Here is a 19342-nt window from a genome sequence, read left to right on the forward strand (position 1 = left end):
GTCCCAGCTTTTATTGGAGGAATAGCATTTCTCATGTCGCCCGATTAGATTAATTCCAGGATGTTCTCCAGTTCTTCCATGGAAAGGTCATCATCACCCAGATCACTCGGGGTCAATTCTCCATTTTCTTTTGACATGCAGTGCTCAATAATGCTGAGCAAGTGATTCCGATAGCTGTCTGCCAATTTCGCGATGGTTTCTTCCTTATACTGGAGACTGCTGTAGCCAAAACTGATCTGGAGCTTTCCATCCTCGATCATGCCAGAAATATCCAACAAGAATACTCTCTCCGATTCTGGACTGAAAAGCTGACCCGTACCCAGTGGCGAGAAAGTAAATCCGCCAGATTTTACATCCGAATCAAATTGCCCGAGGTAGTTAAAGCTGATTTCCGGTTGCAGGCTAAATTGCAGGGATGGACGCAGTTGATCCGCCGTCATCGTGCGTAAAATCTCGTAGCCAATTCCTTTTTTCGGAATATGGCGCAAGCTTTCTTTGATTTGCTTGATTTGATATGACAAGTCCTTTGATTTTTCCATATCAAGCACGACAGGGAACTGGGATGTGAACCACCCAATCGTTCTGGTCACATTCATTTCATTCTGAATATCTTCGCGCCCGTGACCTTCCAGGTTGATGACAGCGTAGTCGGTATTCGCCCACTCTTTCACGGTTAATCCCAACGCAGTCAGCAACAGGTCATTCATTTCTGTGTGATAGGCATGATGAACGTGACGTAAAAGGTTTTCTGTCTCATGCGCTGTCAACTCGACCTTCGCTGTACGGGTGTGCTTTTGTTTACGATCTGCTGTAACAAAATCGGTTGGCAACTTTTCTGCCGAGCTCGTGCTCTCGAGGTTGTGCCAGTACGCAGCTTCACGTAAAAGCTCGTCACTCTCCGCATAGTTTTGCAATTGAGCTGACCAATCCTTGAATGAATCTGTCTTTTTCGGCAAGACGAGCTCCTGATTATGGAGAGCCTGCGAATAGGCAGATGAAAAATCTTCAAACAAGATGCGCCATGAGACGCCATCCACGACCAGATGATGAATGGCAATCAGTAAATGGTCCCCTTCAGTAGTGGAGAAGAGTGCCAAGTGGACGAGTGGTCCCTGTTCCAAGTCGATACTGCTTTGGATGTGATCAGACAACTCCAAAATATGAGCGGCGCTATTTGCATGGTCTTTCAAGTCATACGAGTGGAAGCGGAATCGCTCACCAGTTAGCGCTCGATTGATTTGTGTGATTGACTCATTTTCCTGTTTGTATATCATGCGCAACGCATCGTGGTGCTCGACGATCTTATAGAATGCCTGCTGAACAAGTCCCGGATCAAAGCCATCCTCTCGGAACAGCATGACAGCCTGATTCCAGTGGTGACGGTCTGTGAAATTGCACTCGAAGAACCACTTCTGAATGGGCGTCAAGCCAATCTCGCCTTCTACTACTCCCTGATCGCTCTCTCTGTTGTTCGGTATGACATGGGCAGCAACTTGTTCAATGGTCGGATATTGGAACAGTTCCTTCATCGCTAGCGTCCAGCCTGATGCGTGCAAACGCGTGGATACCTGAATCGCTTTGATGGAATCTCCGCCCAATTCAAAGAAGTTGTCTTTCATTCCCACTTGCTGAATTCCCAATACCTCTGCCCAAGTAGTTGCAAGTAAGTGTTCCAGTTCGTTTTGCGGTGCTTCATATTCTCTGCCCGATTTTTCTTCGTGGCTTGGCTTCGGCAATGCTTTGCGGTCAATTTTGTCATTCGGTGTCAACGGCATCTTATCCAACTGAACAAAGAAGGAGGGAACCATATAATTTGGCAATTCTTTTCCCATAAATTCTCGCAGTTGTGCCGGACTTGCTTCCCCATCGGCTACATAGTATGCGCACAGGTAAGGTTGCCCCTGGTCATCCAAATGTGTGATGGCTGCTGCCTCAATAATCGACTCATATCGCAACAGAACACTCTCGACTTCGCCCAGCTCTACCCGATGACCGCGTACCTTCACCTGATGATCGATTCTGCCGAGATACTCGATATTTCCGTCCGGAAGCCATTTGGCTAGATCCCCGGTGCGATACATCTTCTCTCCAGGCACAAACGGATTGTCGACAAATTTTTCTGCCGTCAATTCAGGTCGATTCCAATATCCTCTAGCTAGCGCCACCCCGCTGATGCATAATTCACCTATTTGACCAACTGTCTTCAATTGCATTTGTTCATCCACGATGAACAGCTTCGTATTCTGAATCGGTTTGCCAATCGTAATGGTCTGACCAACTGGTTCATGCGGCACAGCTTTCCAGAGTGTCGCGCAAATCGTACTCTCTGTGGGGCCGTATCCATTGATATAGGTCACTTTCTCTTTCCATTGCTCTACCAACGCGGTAGATGCTGCCGATCCAGCAGTAATCAGGATACGCAATGACGGCATACGGTCAGGCTCAAGATAAATGGCATACGTCGGCGGCAACGTGAGAATAGTAATTCCGTTTTTGTGGACGTATTCCTCAAATTTGCGGAAATCGTTGATCGTATCACGCGAGATAATATACAAGGTCGCCCCTGTCAATAGAGCCATAAACATATCCCACACCGATGCATCAAAAGAGATACTCGCAAAATGTCCTGGCCGATCTTGTGGGGTTACGCCGAATTGATTCTTGAAAACCGCCTGTAGATTGGCTGCCCCTTTGTGCTCCAGCATGACTCCTTTTGGATTGCCAGTGGTACCGGACGTGTAAATGATATAGGCAAGATCAGACGGCTTGTTGATGCAAAGCAAATTGTCTGAATGCGACGAATAGCTCCCTGCGTCGTCCAAATCGATAATTTCTGCCTGACTGGACACCTTGTGGATCAAATGAGAATGGGTAAGCACGAGCTTCGACTGACTGTCCTCGATCATATAGCGAACTCTTTCTTCGGGATAATCAGGATCGACAGGCAAAAAGGCTCCGCCAGCTTTTAAAATGGCGAGTGTTGCAATGACCATTTCCAAGGAACGCTCTACCATCATGACGACGATTTTAGAAGGACCTACCCCTTTTTCCCGCAAAACCGCGGCTAGCTGGTTCGCTCTTTCATTGAGCTCTTGGTATGACATGCTCTTCTCTTCAAATACAATAGCCGTTTGATCAGGCGTGTTCGCTGCCAGTTCCTCAAAGAGCTGTTGTATGGTCTGGTCTTCCGTGAACTCTCTGTCTGTATGATTGAACTCCACTAGTAACAACTGCTTTTCTTCTGCCGTCAGCATCTCAATCGCTTGAAGCGGCATGTCAGGTTCTACCGTAACGTTGCGTAGAATTTGCATGAAATGACGCGACATTCTGTCTACGGTGTCTCTTCTAAACAGCTTGGTGCTGTACTCCAGTCGCAGCAACAGGTCTGTTTCCCGTTCAGTCAGGTGAAAAGACAGGTCGAACTTTGAAATGGCAAGTGCGCTCGTCGATTCATAGGGATGATAAGTCAGTTGACCCATTGTTTTTTGGTACAGTTCGTCGGTTTGCAGAATGAACATGGTATCAAAAAGTGGATTGCGTCCCGGATCACGTTGAATGCCAAGCTTTTCAACCAGACTTTCCAGCGGATAATCCTGATGATCATAGGCATCCAGGGCATTCTGCTTGACTTCCATCAGAAACTCCTTGAAGGTCTTCTCTGCTGTCGGTTTGTTTCTGATTGCTAGCGTATTGACGAACATACCGACAATCGGTTCGAGCTCAGCGCGCGTCTTGCCGGAGATTGGTGTTCCGACAACGATATCCTCCTGCCCTGTATACTTCGAGAGCAGCAAATTGTAGGCGGCAAGCAAGACCATAAACAAGGTCGTTTTCGTTTCTGCAGCCAGCGCGTGTAAAGCTTCCAGCAGAGGTCTATCGGTAGCGAGTACGATTTGATCACCCTCAAAGCTTTTCACAGCTGGGCGTGGATAATCTGTCGGGATCTCCAAGACAGTGTTATGTCCCTCAAACGCGTAGCGCCAATACTCTTCCTGCTTCTTAAAGTTATCTGACTCGTTAAAGCGTTTTTGCCAGACAGAAAAATCTTTGTATTGGATACGCAGCTCTGGCAATTGTCTGCCTTGGTACAATTCCGCTAGTTCATTGAAGATAATCGTGACGGACGAGGCATCCGAAGCAATGTGATGCATGTCATACAAGAGAAGATGACGTTCATCCGAGATTTGCACGAGACCCATGCGCAGCAGTGATGGAACAGCCAGATCAAATGGACGGACAAACGCATGGAAAATTTCATCGATCTGGTGTTCTTCTGCACTCCGATAGTCCATTTCCACTTCCACGTGGTCATGAATTTTTTGGACCAACTGATCTCCTACCATCTCAAAGGAGGTTCTCCAGATTTCGTGACGATCTACCAATGCTTGCAGCGCTTGCACCAATTGATCGCGATCCAGTTGACCCTCTAGCATGATCATCCCAGGCGTATTGTAGCTGATACCCGCGCCTTCCAACTGATGGAGCACGTACATCCGCTGCTGGGCAGATGATACCGGGTAGTAATCTTGTGGTTCTGCTGGTTGAATCGATTCATCTGGTGCATTCTCACTGTTTGCTATCAGCCTGAACAAGGCTCGAACGGTAGGCTGTTCAAAGAAATGCTTCAAAGGAAGATCGGTTTGAAACTCCCGATGCACATGCGCCACTACCGTCATAGCTTTCAAGGAATGTCCGCCCAGCTCAAAAAAGTTATCCATCACTCCGATGCCGGAGATGCCAAGGACGTTTTCCCAAATCTTTGCTAGTGTTGCCTCTACTTCATTGGCAGGGGCGACATACTCCACACCTGTTGTAGGCTTTCCTTCAGGCTTCGGCAGCGCTTTGCGATTGATCTTGCCATTTGGCGTGAGCGGGAAAGCATCCAGTTGAATCAGATAGGGCGGTACCATATACGCTGGCAGTTCTTGAGATAGATGGGTTCGAAGCGCCGCTTCCGAGATGTTGTCTTTCCCGGTGAAATAGGCGGTCAGATACGCGTCCCCGCTTCCATCCTGATAAGCTACGACAATCGCTTCATTTGTCGTTTCATAGCTGAGAAGAACCGATTCTATCTCCCCGATCTCAATCCGGTATCCTCTCACTTTTACTTGTTCATCCAGGCGTCCTGCGAATTCAATCGTACCGTCAGGGAGCCATCTGCCAAGGTCGCCCGTCTTGTACATGCGTTCACCTGGCTCAAATGGATTGGAAACAAACTTCTCCTCGGTAAGCTCTGGTTTGTTCCAATATCCACGTGCCAAACCGAGTCCGCCTATGCATATCTCTCCCACTACCCCGATTGGTAGCAGCTGGTGCGAATGGTCCACGATGTATATGCTTGTGTTTGCTATTGGCCGTCCAATGGTGATCGGAGAATCCGGGAGCGTATCGCACAGATAGGTGGCGATAACACTGCTTTCTGTCGGACCGTACGCATTGACAGCAATCATCTGCGGGTTCATCTCTTTGCACATCTCAACTAACTTCGGCGATAGCTTTTCTCCCCCGAGCACAGCCATTTTCATCGGACTGATCTCGTCGGTGGTGCTGCATTCCAAAATCGCCTGGAACAAACTCGGCACGCACAACGTGTAGCTGCAACTCCATGTTGAGATCAGGTTTTTGAGCGCGATCGGATCTTTGGCTTCTTCATCCTTCGTTAAGACAACAGTTGAACCGGATAGAATCAATGCAAAGAAGGTAAGGACAAAACCATCAAAAGCAAAGGATAGAGCCAACAAGCCTCTGTCATGGACAGATAAGGCAAACTCTTCTTTGTTCCACGTCACACTGTTGACAATACCTCGGTGCTCCACCATGACCCCTTTTGGCTTGCCTGTCGTACCCGATGTGTAAATGATATAAGCCAGATTGGTAGCCGTATGAATCGGGTCAAGGTTTGTCGTGATACGAGAATAGTTACTCTTATCCTCCAGATACAGGCATTCCACTCCAACAGCAACCTTTGCTCCAAGATGCTCGTGAGTAAGCACCAGACGGGCTTCGCAGTCTTCCAGCATATAGGCAATGCGATCATTCGGATATTCTGGATCGATAGGCACGTATGCTCCGCCAGCCTTGTGAATGGCAAGGATTCCAATCACCATCTCCAAGGAACGATTTGCCATAATCCCAACTCGTTGGTCAGCCTTTACTCCTTTTTTCCGTAATGTACGAGCAAGCTGATTGGCTTTCTTATTGAGCTCCTGATATGTCAACTTTTTGTCCCCGCAAACCAGCGCGATTTGATCAGGGGTTTTCCCTACTTGTTCTTCAAATAGCTGTGGAAGTGTGCTTTCCAATTGAACAGGCTTGAATGTGTCATTGAACTGGACCAGCAATTCCTGCTTTTCTTGCTCGGTGAGCATCTCCATCTGATAGAGAGCCAAGTCCGCGTTCCGAATGACTTCTTGCAAGATTTGGATGTAATGACGCGACATGCGTTCGATGGTCTCCTGCTTGAACAGCTTGGTGCAAAATTCGAAGCAGAACATGAGACCCGCGTGGTCTTGGGTTGCTTCGAGCGACAAATCGAATTTCGCCATTTTGCCTTCTGGCACGTAAGGCGTCACTGTCATGCCTTCGATCTTGATCGGATCGGCATCCATGTTTTGCAAAATGAACAATGTGTCAAACAATGGATTACGGCTTCGATTTCGATTGACCGCCAGCTTTTCGACGAGTTCCTCAAACGGGTACTCCCCATGCTCAAATGCAGAGAGTGTATTGTCCTTCACTTCTCGTAAAAATTGCTTGAAGCTTTTCGTTGCCACTGGCTGATTTCTCATTGCCAGTGTGTTGACGAACATACCCGTGATGCTTTCTGTGTCAGGGTGCGTTCTTCCAGCTGTCACGGTTCCGACCACCATGTCTTCTTGCCCGGAGTATTTTGCGAGCAAAACATGATAGGCAGCCATGAGCACCATGTAGAGCGTAGTACCAGTATCGACCGCCACTCGTTGCAAGCCATCCAGCAGCTGTTTTTCAGAGCGGAATAGATAACGTTCACCCTCAAAGCTTTGAACAGACGGTCGAGTGTAGTCCAAAGGCAGGTTCAAGACAGGAACTTCACCAGCGAATCGCTCGGTCCAATACGCTTCCTGTTTTCTGTATTCGTCTGTCTGTGCCAGACCTTTTTCCCAAACCGCGAAGTCTTTATATTGAATGCGTTGCTCTGGCAAGGATTTATCTTGATAGAGCTGAGCAAGATCATTCAGGATGATTTGCGATGACACTCCATCCGAGATGATATGGTGCATATCGATGATCATGACATGGCGCCGCTCTCCCAGTTTGACCAGTCCAACCCGACTTAATGGCGCTTTTTCCAAATCAAACGGACGCATGAAATCCGTGATGACTTGATTCAAAGCATCTTCTGTCGTTTCCATGTAGGCGATTGGTAGTTTGCAGTCCTGATGGATGCGTTGAACCAGCTCACCGTTGATGGTATGGAAGGAGGTTCGCAGCGATTCATGACGACTCACCAGATTGGAAATGGATTGCTCCAGCTGCTGCACATTCAATGCCCCATCGAGTACCGTCACAACGGGCAAATTGTACACCGTACTAGCCGGATCAAGCTGGTTTAAAATGAGCATGCGTTTTTGCGCAGAGGATACAGGATACTGCTCTTGCATGACGACCCGCGGAATAGCGAGATAGGTTACTTCCGCTTCGCCTTCCACATACTTGGCGATTTCTTGAATGGTTGGTCTCTCAAACAACACGCGAAGCGGAACATCTGCTTGGCAGTCTTTTTGCATCCGGGAAATGAGATGAATCGCTTTTAACGAATGGCCCCCCAGTGTGAAAAAATTATCCTGAATGCCAATCGGGGACACGCCGAGTACGCTTTCCCAAATCGCTGCCATTTTCTGTTCCAGTTCGGTTGTCGGAGCAAGGTAATCTGCTCCCTTAAAAGCATTCCCTTCAGGTATGGGCAAGGCTCTTCTGTCTGTTTTTCCATTAGGTGTGACCGGAATCCGCTCCAGCTTCATAAAGAAGGACGGGATCATATATTCCGGCAGCGTTCGTGATAAGTACGCACGCAGCTCCTCGTTGCTCACTTCCTCTGTCAAAACGACATAGGCGCACAAATACTTACCGCCAGTCTCATCCGTTCTATCGATGACCACGGCTTCCTTAATTAAGGCGTGGTTGAGCAAGTGTGATTCGATCTCTCCCAGCTCAATACGATGACCCCTGATTTTTACCTGATGGTCGATTCGCCCTAAAAACTCGATATTGCCATCTGGCATCCAACGAGCGAGGTCACCCGTTCGATACATTCTCTCTCCTGATTGATACGGGTTTTCGAGAAACTTCTCCGCAGTCAACTCTGGATTGTGCAAATACCCTCTTCCTACGTTCGCACCAGAGATATACAGCTCCCCAACAATGCCCTCTGGTTTCATCTGGAGCTTTTCATCCAGGATATAAATGCCTGTGTTGCTTATCGGTTTTCCGATGGGTGGCAGCTCTGGTATATCCATGCTTGGGTCCATGGTGTAGGTGGTTACCACATGTGTCTCCGACGGCCCGTAATGATTGTGCAAAAATACGTGATGGTTCCGCAGATATTTCTGTAGCTCATGAGTAACGACGAGCTGTTCCCCTGCTGTGATAATATGCTTGACGCAACGCGGGAAGCTTTGCGCATAATCTTTTTCGTTAAAGATAAATTTCAAGAAGGATACAGGGAGGGACAAAATGCTGATCTGTTTTTCCTGGATAAATGCAAACAGTTTTTCTACATGACGTCTCATCTCATTCGTGATGAGATAGAGCTGTCCCCCGGAAAGCAGCGTAGAGAAAATCTCCTGATAGCAAACATCAAAGCTGCATGTGGTATACTGCAATACTTTTTCATGAAAATCGATGTTGGTCTTGGCAAACGTAAAGTGCATCAGATTTGCCATGTTTTTATGCTCAAGCATGACGCCTTTTGGTTTACCTGTCGTTCCTGAAGTGTAGATAATATAAAACAAGTCATCTGGATGATTGATCGTTTCTACAGACGCACTACTCTCTTCCCAGATGGCTGGAGCGCTGATATCTATTTTTTCAGTAGAGGCAGAGACTTTCTCTAGTAGATGCTGCTGGGTCACTACCAATCGAATCCCGCTATGCTCAAGCATGTAGGCAATTCGTTCTTCTGGAAGCTCTGGATCAATCGGTACAAACGCACCGCCAGCTTTCAAAACCCCAAGAATTCCAACAATCATCTCGATCGAACGATCCATCATCGTACCAACCAGACTGTCTGCTGCAATCCCTTTTCCTCTCAAAAATCTGGCGAGCTGATTGGACTTTTCATCTAGCTCCCGATACGTCAACTGCTGTTCTCCGAATACAACAGCAACCTGATCAGGTGTCCTTTCCACTTGTTCCATAAAGAGCTCGTGCATGGTTTTCGTTGGATAGGCAGCGGAAGTATCAAGGTTTCTGGCCATTAGCTGTTGTTTTTCAGTTTCTGTCAGCAAGGTAACCTGTTGTAGGTTGACCTTCGGATTGTTTGCCACGCAAGCCGCGATCTGCTTGAGGTGGCCAGCCATTTTTTGAATAAAGGCTTCATCGAAAACAGCAGCATTATAATCAAACCGCATCGCAATCTCTTCTTTGGGCATTACCATAACGGTCATGTCATAATTGGTAGGCTCAAACATCTCGACATCAGAAATGGTGAAGCCTACTTGCTGCGTCGCTACTTTTTTCTGCAAGGCCTCGACTAACGGGTAGTTTTCGATGACCATCAAGTGATCGATCAAATCTTGCTTCAATACGGAATCGTTTTGAATATCGTACAAAGGCACATGCTCATACGATTGGGATTGCAGTGTTCTTTGGTGCACATCCTGTATCAAATCGGCAAAGGTTTGATCGTTTTTCGCTTGAATGCGGAATGGAATGGTATTGATGAACAACCCAACCATTTTATCGATTCCAACGATTTCAGTTGGTCGGCCGGATACAACAGAGCCGAATAGCGCATCATTCGTACCGTTATAGGACTGGAGGAGAATCCCCCATAAGGTTTGAATCACAGTCGGCAATGTCACTTGATTTTGACTTGCGATCGCAGAAAGCTGCTGCGTCAGCATGCGGTCCAGCACAAAACGATATTGTGCTGGTAGAAAGGCTTTGCTAGAAGACTTCCCAAATTTCGGCAAGGAAGTTTGCTGTTCAAATTGTTCCAGATAGCCTCTCCAATATGCGAGGGCAGCCTCTTTATCTTGCTTTTCCAGCCAACGAATAAATTGGCTGTAAGGCTGCACCGGTTCAAGGGAAATCGGAGCCCCGTTCTTTAAGGATAAATAGACGGAAAGCAAGTCATCAAAAATAATGCTAAAGCACCAACCATCCATGAGTATGTGATGAAAACTCCAGATAATTTGGTATTCGCTCTCCGTCATTTGGAAAATAGCCACTCTCATCAACGAATCTTTCGCCAGATGAAAGGTTTTCTCTTGGTCATTCCTTTTGTACTGTGTGTAGCGCTGCTGTTTTTCTTGCTCGTCGTATGCAGTTAAATCGCAAAATAGGATGGGAATGGGCCGTTCCTTCAAGACAACCTGCAAAGGCTGCTTTAATTTTTCATAGAGAAACAGCGTGCGGAACACATCATATCTCTCTACCAGCACATGCAAGCTATTGGTAAACAAACCAACATCAAGATTGCCCTGAATCGAAATCGACATCTGTACAAGATGAGAGTTATGTTCTTCGTCTAGCAAGGCGTGAAATAACATTCCCTCTTGCATGGGCGTCAATAAATACATATCTTGTACTTGTTCTTTGCTAAAAACACTCATTCCGGCACCTCGATATCCACATTATTTGTCATATTTACATAAAAATGTAAATCAAGAGTATGTTTAACCCTAAAAATAGTAGCAAGTACTTATTTAAGCGTACTGTTAAGTAATTCGAAGATGTCGTCCATTTCTTCCATTTCAAGTCCTTTTAGACTAAAGTCACTAGGAGTCCGTTCGACTTCTTTTTTCTGAGAGCAATGAGTGATGATCTCCCGGAGATGTTTTCGATAGTTCTCACTCAGTTGATGAATGGACTCTTCTCTAAACTGCTCCTCGCTGTACGTAAACGTGATGAGAAGCTCGCCACCTTCAATTCTTCCTGTAATATTCAAGGCGGTATAAATCTCGGAATCAGGACTCAGATTGTTCTTTCCATCCGCACCAAGCGTGTTACCTGAACTATACGGAGAACGGGTAAACAATTCGTTGTTAAGGCCTGAGTCAAATTGCCCCAAGTAGTTAAACGTCACTTCAGGTTGCAAGAAAAAGGACAAGGAACGTCGTTTTTCCGGTTCTGTCATATATTTTAAAATTTCATAGCCAATGCCTTTATTAGGGATCTTCCTCAGGTTTTCTTTCGTGCATTTGATATGGTCAGGTAAGTGATTCATTTGACTCAAATCTAGTAAAACTGGATATTGGGACGTAAACCATCCGACTGTTCTTGTCACGTTAGCGTGTTCGATCACATCCTCGCGCCCATGCCCTTCCATATTAATCACGATTTGGTCAAGCCTGCTCCACTCTGCAACGGCCAGCCCCAATGCTGCCAGTAACAAATCATTGATTTCTGTTTGATAAGCAGAATTTGCCTGCTTCAACAATTGTTCGGTTTCTTCTGCTAGCAATCCGACCTGTATGTTGCGGATACTCTTCTGTTTGCTGCCCACCGTGTCATAATCTTTTGGGAGGGAAGCATTCCTAGCTCCTGATTCGAGATTCTCCCAATACGGGATTTCTCTCATCAATGCATCACTGTTCGCATACTCATTCAGCCATACTGCCCAATTTTTAAAAGAATCCGTTTTTTCTGGGAGAACGATTTCTTTTCCTGCTAGTACCTGACTGTATGCAGTTGCTAGATCCTCAAACAGAATGCGCCAAGAGATTCCATCCATGACTAAATGATGGATGGCCAAAAACAAATGATCGCCTTGGAGCGTATGGAATAGAGCTGCCTTTACCAGCTGTCCCTCTTGTAAATTCATGCTGCCATGCAATCGTTTTGTCTCTTCTTCGATTGCTTGCTGGGCATCCGAATGCGAGGTCAGATCATATTGAAGGAAATGGAATAATTCGCTATCCAATCCACGATTCTGTTGAACAATTCTCCCATTCTCGTTCCGATAGACCATGCGTAGCGCGTCATGATGCGAAAGGATTTTATCCAAGGTCTTTCGGATAGCTTCAGGATCAAATCCCTGTTCGCGGTACAACACATACGATTGATTCCAATGGAACATATTCGTAAAGTTCTTTTCAAAGAACCATTGTTGAATTGGTGTTAAGGTAACAGGGCCTTCGATGATTCCCTGCTCGCTTCTCCTCGTCGTACTTTTGACATAGAGAGCAACTTGTGAAATTGTCGGGTAATTCAGTAAATCTCTCGTGTCTAGCTTTAGTTGATAGGCATGCAAACGAGCAGCGACCTGGATCGCTTGAATGGAATCCCCACCGAGCGAGTAAAAATTGTCGCGAATCCCAATTTTCTCAATTCCCAATACTTCTTGCCACACGGTTGCGAGAATCGATTCTGTCTGATTTCTAGGAGGTTCGTATGCAGGATTTGTCTCAGCAGTAACATCAGGTTCTGGCAAAGCTTTGCGATCAATTTTGTCATTCGGCGTGAGTGGCATTTTATCCAGCTTCACGAAATAAGAAGGAAGCATGTACGCAGGAAGCTTTTGAGCGGCATATTCTCTGATCTGCGCAGGAGTTACTTCCAGTTGCGAAATAAAATAAGCGCACAAATAAGGTTGAGCATGTTGGTCTTCTCTAGGGATTACTACTGCCTCTTTTATTTGTTCATGTTTCAACAAAACAGACTCGATTTCTCCCAACTCGATCCGATGACCCCTGATTTTCACTTGATGGTCGATTCTGCCGAGAAACTCGATTTCGCCATTCGGCAGCCATTTGGCCAGGTCTCCTGTCCTGTACATTTTCTCTCCTGGTACGAACGGATTATCCACAAATTTTTCGGCGGTCAAATCTGGACGATTCCAGTATCCCCTGGCTAGACCTACTCCACCTATGCATAATTCGCCTTCACTGCCAATTGGCTGCAATTGTAGCTCTTCATTGACAATATAAGTGGACGTATTTTGAATCGGTTTCCCGATTGGGATCGTTTGGTTGACGAGCACATTGGAAGGTGCCTCCCAAATCGTCGCGCAAATGCTTGTTTCCGTAGGTCCGTATGCATTCACGTACCTGACTTTGTTTTTCCATCTATTCACTAAAGGGAAGTTGGCAGCTGAACCTGCCGTAATCATGATGCGAAGTGTAGTAAACTGATCTGGGGTGAGGTGGGTCAAATAAGTGGGTGGCAACGTGATGATGGTCAATTCATTTTCATTCAAATAATTTTCAAAACTGATGAAATCATGAATCGTCTGTTTGGAAAGGATGTAGAGGCTGGCACCGGTTAGTAAAGCCATGAACATTTCCCATACCGATGCGTCAAAAGACATGCTGGCAAACTGTCCAATCCTGTCTGCAGGTGTTACGTCGAACGTATTTTGAAAGAATGATTGCAAATTAGCGATCCCTTTATGCTCCAGCATGGTTCCTTTCGGCTTGCCGGTTGTGCCTGAAGTATAGATGACATACGCCATGTCAGTAGGTTTACTTGGCAAGTGAAGGTTGGAATCCGAGCGAGAATCCAGCTGTTCTTCCTCGAGTACGACTACAGGACCACGGTATCCGACATCATAAACAAGTTGGCTGACGTTTTTCTGGGTGATGACGATTTTGGTTTGACTGTCTTGCAGGATATATTGAATCCGATCTCGGGGATATTCGATATCGATAGGAACATACGCTCCGCCAGCCTTGAGGATGGCCAGAATAGCTGTAACATTTTCAATGGATTTCTCCATCATCACACCGATGATGCTGTCTGTTGTAATCCCTTTTTCGACCAGTGCTCTTGCTAATTGGTTGGCCTTCCTGTTGAGCTCCTGGTAAGTTAAGCGCTCATTTTCATAAACGATAGCAACTCGGTGTGGCACAGCTTCTGCCTGCTCCTCGAACAACTGATGAATCGACTTATCCTGTGGATATTCAACCTTTGTATCATTAAACAAGGCTACCTGTTCTTTTTCCCACTCCAAGTCGATGAGATTGGCCTGATTTGCTAACATATGTCCCCTCCGATAATTGGCAAACTTTTGTCTATCATGAAGTGTGACAATACAATGTGATGGCCAAACAAGTGAACGACACTACAAGGAAATGGTCCGCTAAATCTGAAGATGAAGCCTCAGTGACGAATGGCTCACATTGGAAACTCCCTCATCAACACCATTTAATATAATGGCCCAATGTAACAAAATATGTGGGTTTTTGTATCTTTTCTGTAAGTATTACCCATATTCATATTACTATGGTCATGAACCAATTTTCACCTACAAATTCTCCTCGATTTTACATTTTTTCACAATGGGGATAATTCCCTGTTTGCTCCATGCAGTTTTCAGGACAAAAGTCACCTTCCATTTTTTAATTAAAACGTGTACTCTAGCCCTCTAGCCTAATGGATTCAGGACATGATTACTGACCATTTCGAACAATGTAAATACGTTACCTGAAAACAATTGTGCTGGCCTGCACACCTCCTTACAATCCAGCAGAATAACGTATTCATATGCACCTGTTTGAGAAACTGTTATTCATTATAACAGAGAGTGTTTTGGAAATCAGTTAAAAAATAGGAAATTTTTGTTAATAACACTACTTTTTACCTAAAACGTTCTTCAATCCTTACAAAAAAAGCTCACACTTTCTAGGTTCATTCGAAAGTGTGAGCCTTTTGATTTACGATTTCATTGAGGAATCGAAACGGTGGACACCTATTCTTTCAGGATAATATTCTTGTCCTTCAGTCGCTTGTTCGTCGTGCTTCTGACGAGGGTATATACGACGGCAAAAGCAGGGATTCCAAGCAGCATTCCCATCAAACCGAACAATGCTCCCCCAACCAATAAGGCTACTATCACCCATAAGCCATCCAATCCAATTGAATTACCTACCACTCTTGGATAGATAAAATTACCTTCAATTTGCTGCAAGACAAGAATAAAGACAATGAACCAAATAGCCTTCACGGGATCGATCATTAAAATAATAAAGGCACTCGGAATCGTCCCGATATAAGCACCAAAAATCGGAATGATGCTCGTTACGCCAATGATCACACTCACAAGCAGTGCATACGGCATGTTAAACGCCCACATACCTACAAAACAAAGCCCGCCAAGAATGAGAGCCTCTGTTAGCTGGCCTGAGATAAAGCCACTAAATGCGCGATTGGTGATTTGTCCAATTTCTACAGCCCGATCCGCCTTTGCTTTTGACGAATAGGCATAAACGAGTTTTTTCGCAATGAGCGTCAACTTTTCCTTATAGAGAAGCAAATAGACGGACAACATCAGCCCCATGATGACATCGATAAAGCTAACGGTAAACATTTTCGTGTACGTCAGTAATACAGGGATGGAAGTCAGGAAAAAATGGCCTAACTTATTTACAATTTCATTCCACTTCTCCATAAGTGTATTCCATAAATCACCGGACAAGTTAAACCTCTCTGCAAAACCATCGACGAAAGCCTTTAATGATTGCATGTCATTCGGAATACTTGCCGCGAGCATGGAAACACTCGTGAGAAGCTGTGGGACAATAAACCACATGAGAAATGTAAAAAAGACCAGGACAGTCGCCAGAGTTAACAGGATTGAAAAAGGACGCCTTACTTTTAACCAAATTCGATTGTTACCGCGGTTAAAGGGTGAGAAGAGTCTTTCTTCATAAAATCTCATTAAAATGTTCAAGATGTAAGCAATGGCAATCCCATAAATCACAGGATCTAATAAGTCAAATATTTCATAGATAAATGACTTTACAGAAGGAAAATTCCAGACCACAGCAAACAGCAATACGGTGTAAGTCGCGATCATTATGTATTTCTTTATATCTCGCCAGTGTACTTTCTCCATCATTTTCTAGCTGACTCCTAACCTTTGTGAGTTCTAAGTTGACCTGTTTGTTCATAAACTTTTCCATTAATATGTCCACTCAAAAGTATACTATGTTTTTCAACCGTTCGTTATCATTTTTCTACTTTCACTAAAACTTCCCTATAACTTTCCACAATCATGGTAACAAAAACACTGCTGGAAAAGATAACAGGCTACCGACTAAGGGCAGCCTGCATTTCTACTATAGGGGCCAAACTCCCCCTTTTTTACTTGCATGAGTTAGGTAGCACGTATCAATTCCCGATCTCGTTTGCCGTGTAGCCAGTGATAAAGCGGGATACTGAAAAGGATGAAGGCAACCATCCCGACGAAAATCGCACGGTATCCTGTATGCGGTACGATAAATCCGAGCAGATAGGGTCCGATTCCTAATCCTAGATCATACAAAATGTAGTAAGTAGAGGTTGCTAATCCAAAGCGATGCGGAGCTGTCACCTTCACAGCTACCGTTTGGGCAATGGAGTTAAAGTTTCCGAAGCCTACTCCAATTAATGCAGCAGATAGCAGCAGCATCCAGGAAGTTGAGGCTTGACTGAATAGAAGCATCCCAAGCGCAAATATCACCAAGCTGGGGTATGTCACGATGTTCGCCCCTCTTGCGTCCATTAGCTTTCCTGAGAATGGTCGCGAGAGGATAATAACAATGGCATACACCAAGAAGAAATAACTGGAAGCTGAGGATAGATTAATTTCTTCCGCATAAAACGATAGAAATGACAAGACACCCGAATAGCTGAAGCCGATTAATAAAGCAATGAATGAAATCGGCAAGGCTTTCGGTTCGATGAATTTCGAAAGCAGAGAACCTTTTGCTTCCTCTTTCACACTTACGGAAGGAAGCGGAACATTGATTTTTGCCATGGCATAAAACATCAAACAAATCAGGGAAAACACAACATTCATCGTAAAGATCCAGGTGAAACCATTTTCAAGCCGCAATAAGATTATGCCGAGAAAAGGCCCAATCGCAGTGGCTAAAATCGCACTTAAACTGTAATAGCCAATCCCCTCTCCCTTGCGAGACGCTGGTAAGATTTGAGCAATAATCGTTCCTGTAGCTGTACTCGCAATACCAACAGCAATCCCTTGCAGCAATCGATTTACCAGTAGCAAACTGATATGGACAGCAAAAAAGTAAAGCAACGACGTGACAGCAAAAAATGCTAACCCAATCCAAAGCGTTTTTTTCGTACCAATATGACTAATGGCTCTACCCGTGAGTAGTCGGCCAATCAATGCGCCAATGATAAAGATACTAGAGACCAATCCGGCTAAACTGGTTGAAGCGTGAAATTCTGTTTTGGCATACGAAGCAATCGTAACCATTAGTAAGAAAAACATAAGTGTCAAAAGAAAATTGATGAAAGAAACAATAACGAACTCTTTCGTCCAAAGCCTATCCTTTTCCACTGCTTACCCTCTTCTCTTTAGATTCATGATTATTTTTTCTAGAGCTGCGGCAGCTGCGTCTCTTTCTTCTGGTGAGATGCCCTCCAATATTTCTTCCAAGAACGGATCAGTCGCTTCCATAATCGTCTCATGTAGCGCTTCACCTTTCTCTGACAAATACATAATTTTTTGCCGTTTGTCTGATCCTGATGAAATCGAAATGATTTCACGCGCAGCTAATTTTTGCGCAATCGGTGTAATGGCTGGCTTCTCTACTTGCCAATAATCGGCGACGTCGCTAAAAGTAGCAGAACCGTTATTTTTCAGATAACGAATTAGCGCCCATTGCGTGACGGATATACCGAATGGAAGTAACTCCTCTTGCAATTGGTTATTGTATATACGATGTGTGAATGCGACTTTTGAAAAGAACGGGTACATGTTAGCTCCTTTGTATTAGTTAATTAATTTAATTAATTATATATCTTTTCTTGCTGTTTGAGAAGGTCTAAATCATGATGGGTTACCTTGTGGCTTTTTCGGTGCACATTCGTCTAACCTATATCATCATACAAAAGGAGAAAATCATGCTGGCAAAAAGGTTTTCCGCCATTCCCTTCTTATTATTGCTTTTCTTGGTATTTTATTTTCCAATACCTACGCTTGCGAAGGAATCCTCCTTTCAAAATGCGTACTATGTGTTTAGCTGGGATGAGGCAGGCAATGTCCTTCTTTCCATGGCGACAAAAGCTTCGGAAGTCTACATAAACGGGATGAAGCCATCGCAAAAGAAAGCGGATGGCGATCTTATCTTTTGGTTCGATCTGGAGCCGAATGCAGTTGCTGTTATTGCTGCGAACAAAGTGGAGAGTATTACACTCCCGAAATAAAATAAAAATCAGTCACATCCGTTGGTATCGAAACCCACCGTTTTTTTCATTGCCCATTCCCCTTCGCTTGCCGCTTGACTCTCCCCTTAACTGGAAAGTTATACTCGGTACAGAAAAAACGTCAGTAAGGAGGTTGCCCCATGTTTAAAATCAGTGAATTTGCGAAGATTAGTCAAGTCTCCGTCAAAACACTTCGCTACTATGACCAAGTTCATTTGCTCAAGCCAGCTCATACCGACAAATTTTCAGGCTATCGGTATTATTCGGCTGACCAAATGTTTCAGCTTAATCGGATTATGGCTTATAAAGAATTGGGTTTCTCCTTGGATCAAATTCGTCAGATGATGAGCGAGCAAATCCCACTCGAACAAATCAGGGGGATGTTTCGAATCAAGCAAAGCGAGATTCAATCCATTTTGGATAAGGAGCAAGCAAGACTGAATCTCATCAAAGATCGTCTGTACGCCATCGAAAATGAAGAGAAAAGCCTGCCTTCGCATGATGTTATTCTCAAAAAAGTAGAATCTCAGCTTGTCCTATCCTATCGTCAAAGAACTCCGTTCAATAAAATTCCGGAGCTATTTCAAATGTTGGACGATTCCTTGGGGCGTTTAGGTCAATCTTCTCTTTCCAGATTGGTTCTTTGGCATGGTTGTGAGGAATGCGATGACAGCATGGATGTGGAAGTGGCACGTCTGCTTTCTCACGATTTGCAGACCGAACCCCCTTTCACCGTTAAGCAATTGCCGGAAATTCCGTTGATGGCTACGCTCATCCATCATTGCCGGACGACGTGCCGTTGCACTGCGAGTGTCGAATTGGCGATGTGGATTGAACGAAATGGATATCGGATCAAAGAGAATGAACCGCGTCGTGAAATTTGTGTTCGTCGTGAAAATCCCGAAGACCCGGACTCTTATGTCGCCGAGCTCCAGATTGCCGTAGAAAAAGCGTAACGTTCGAACATGTGGAGAGGAGATTCAGC

7 protein-coding genes are annotated in these 19342 nt (G+C 45.0%); 2 read left to right on the forward strand and 5 right to left on the reverse strand.

What is annotated here, in order from left to right; translation table 11 throughout:
* Positions 1-44: 44 nt before the first annotated feature.
* The 5 genes from tycB to HP399_RS16495 all read right to left on the reverse strand — a co-directional run bounded on the left by tycB (position 45) and on the right by HP399_RS16495 (position 17908).
* A complete protein-coding gene (gene tycB / locus HP399_RS16475) occupies positions 45-10814 on the reverse strand; it encodes a tyrocidine non-ribosomal peptide synthetase TycB (protein ID WP_173617630.1) in 10770 nt (3589 codons plus the stop codon).
* An 89-nt stretch (positions 10815-10903) separates the two neighbouring features.
* Positions 10904-14182 (reverse strand): tyrocidine non-ribosomal peptide synthetase TycA, encoded by a 3279-nt coding sequence (gene tycA, locus HP399_RS16480; RefSeq protein WP_173617631.1) that lies wholly within the window; start codon positions 14180-14182, stop codon positions 10904-10906.
* A 708-nt stretch (positions 14183-14890) separates the two neighbouring features.
* Positions 14891-16039: an AI-2E family transporter gene (locus HP399_RS16485; RefSeq protein ID WP_173617632.1), complete on the reverse strand. Its 1149-nt coding sequence runs from the start codon at positions 16037-16039 to the stop codon at positions 14891-14893.
* Between the two features lie 258 nt (positions 16040-16297).
* Positions 16298-17488, reverse strand: coding sequence for an MFS transporter (locus HP399_RS16490; protein WP_173617633.1), 1191 nt, complete (start codon positions 17486-17488; stop codon positions 16298-16300).
* A gap of 3 nt (positions 17489-17491) precedes the next feature.
* Positions 17492-17908 (reverse strand): MarR family winged helix-turn-helix transcriptional regulator, encoded by a 417-nt coding sequence (locus HP399_RS16495; RefSeq protein ID WP_173617634.1) that lies wholly within the window; start codon positions 17906-17908, stop codon positions 17492-17494.
* A gap of 74 nt (positions 17909-17982) precedes the next feature.
* On the opposite strand from HP399_RS16495, the gene HP399_RS16500 reads away from it, so the two are divergent.
* Both HP399_RS16500 and HP399_RS16505 read left to right on the forward strand, forming a co-directional pair.
* A complete protein-coding gene (locus tag HP399_RS16500) occupies positions 17983-18357 on the forward strand; it encodes a hypothetical protein (protein WP_173617521.1) in 375 nt (124 codons plus the stop codon).
* Positions 18358-18497: 140 nt separating this feature from the next.
* Positions 18498-19313: a MerR family transcriptional regulator gene (locus tag HP399_RS16505; protein ID WP_173617635.1), complete on the forward strand. Its 816-nt coding sequence runs from the start codon at positions 18498-18500 to the stop codon at positions 19311-19313.
* The last annotated feature ends 29 nt before the right edge of the window (positions 19314-19342 follow it).

It is taken from the genome of Brevibacillus sp. DP1.3A (assembly GCF_013284245.2).
Lineage (GTDB): Bacteria > Bacillota > Bacilli > Brevibacillales > Brevibacillaceae > Brevibacillus.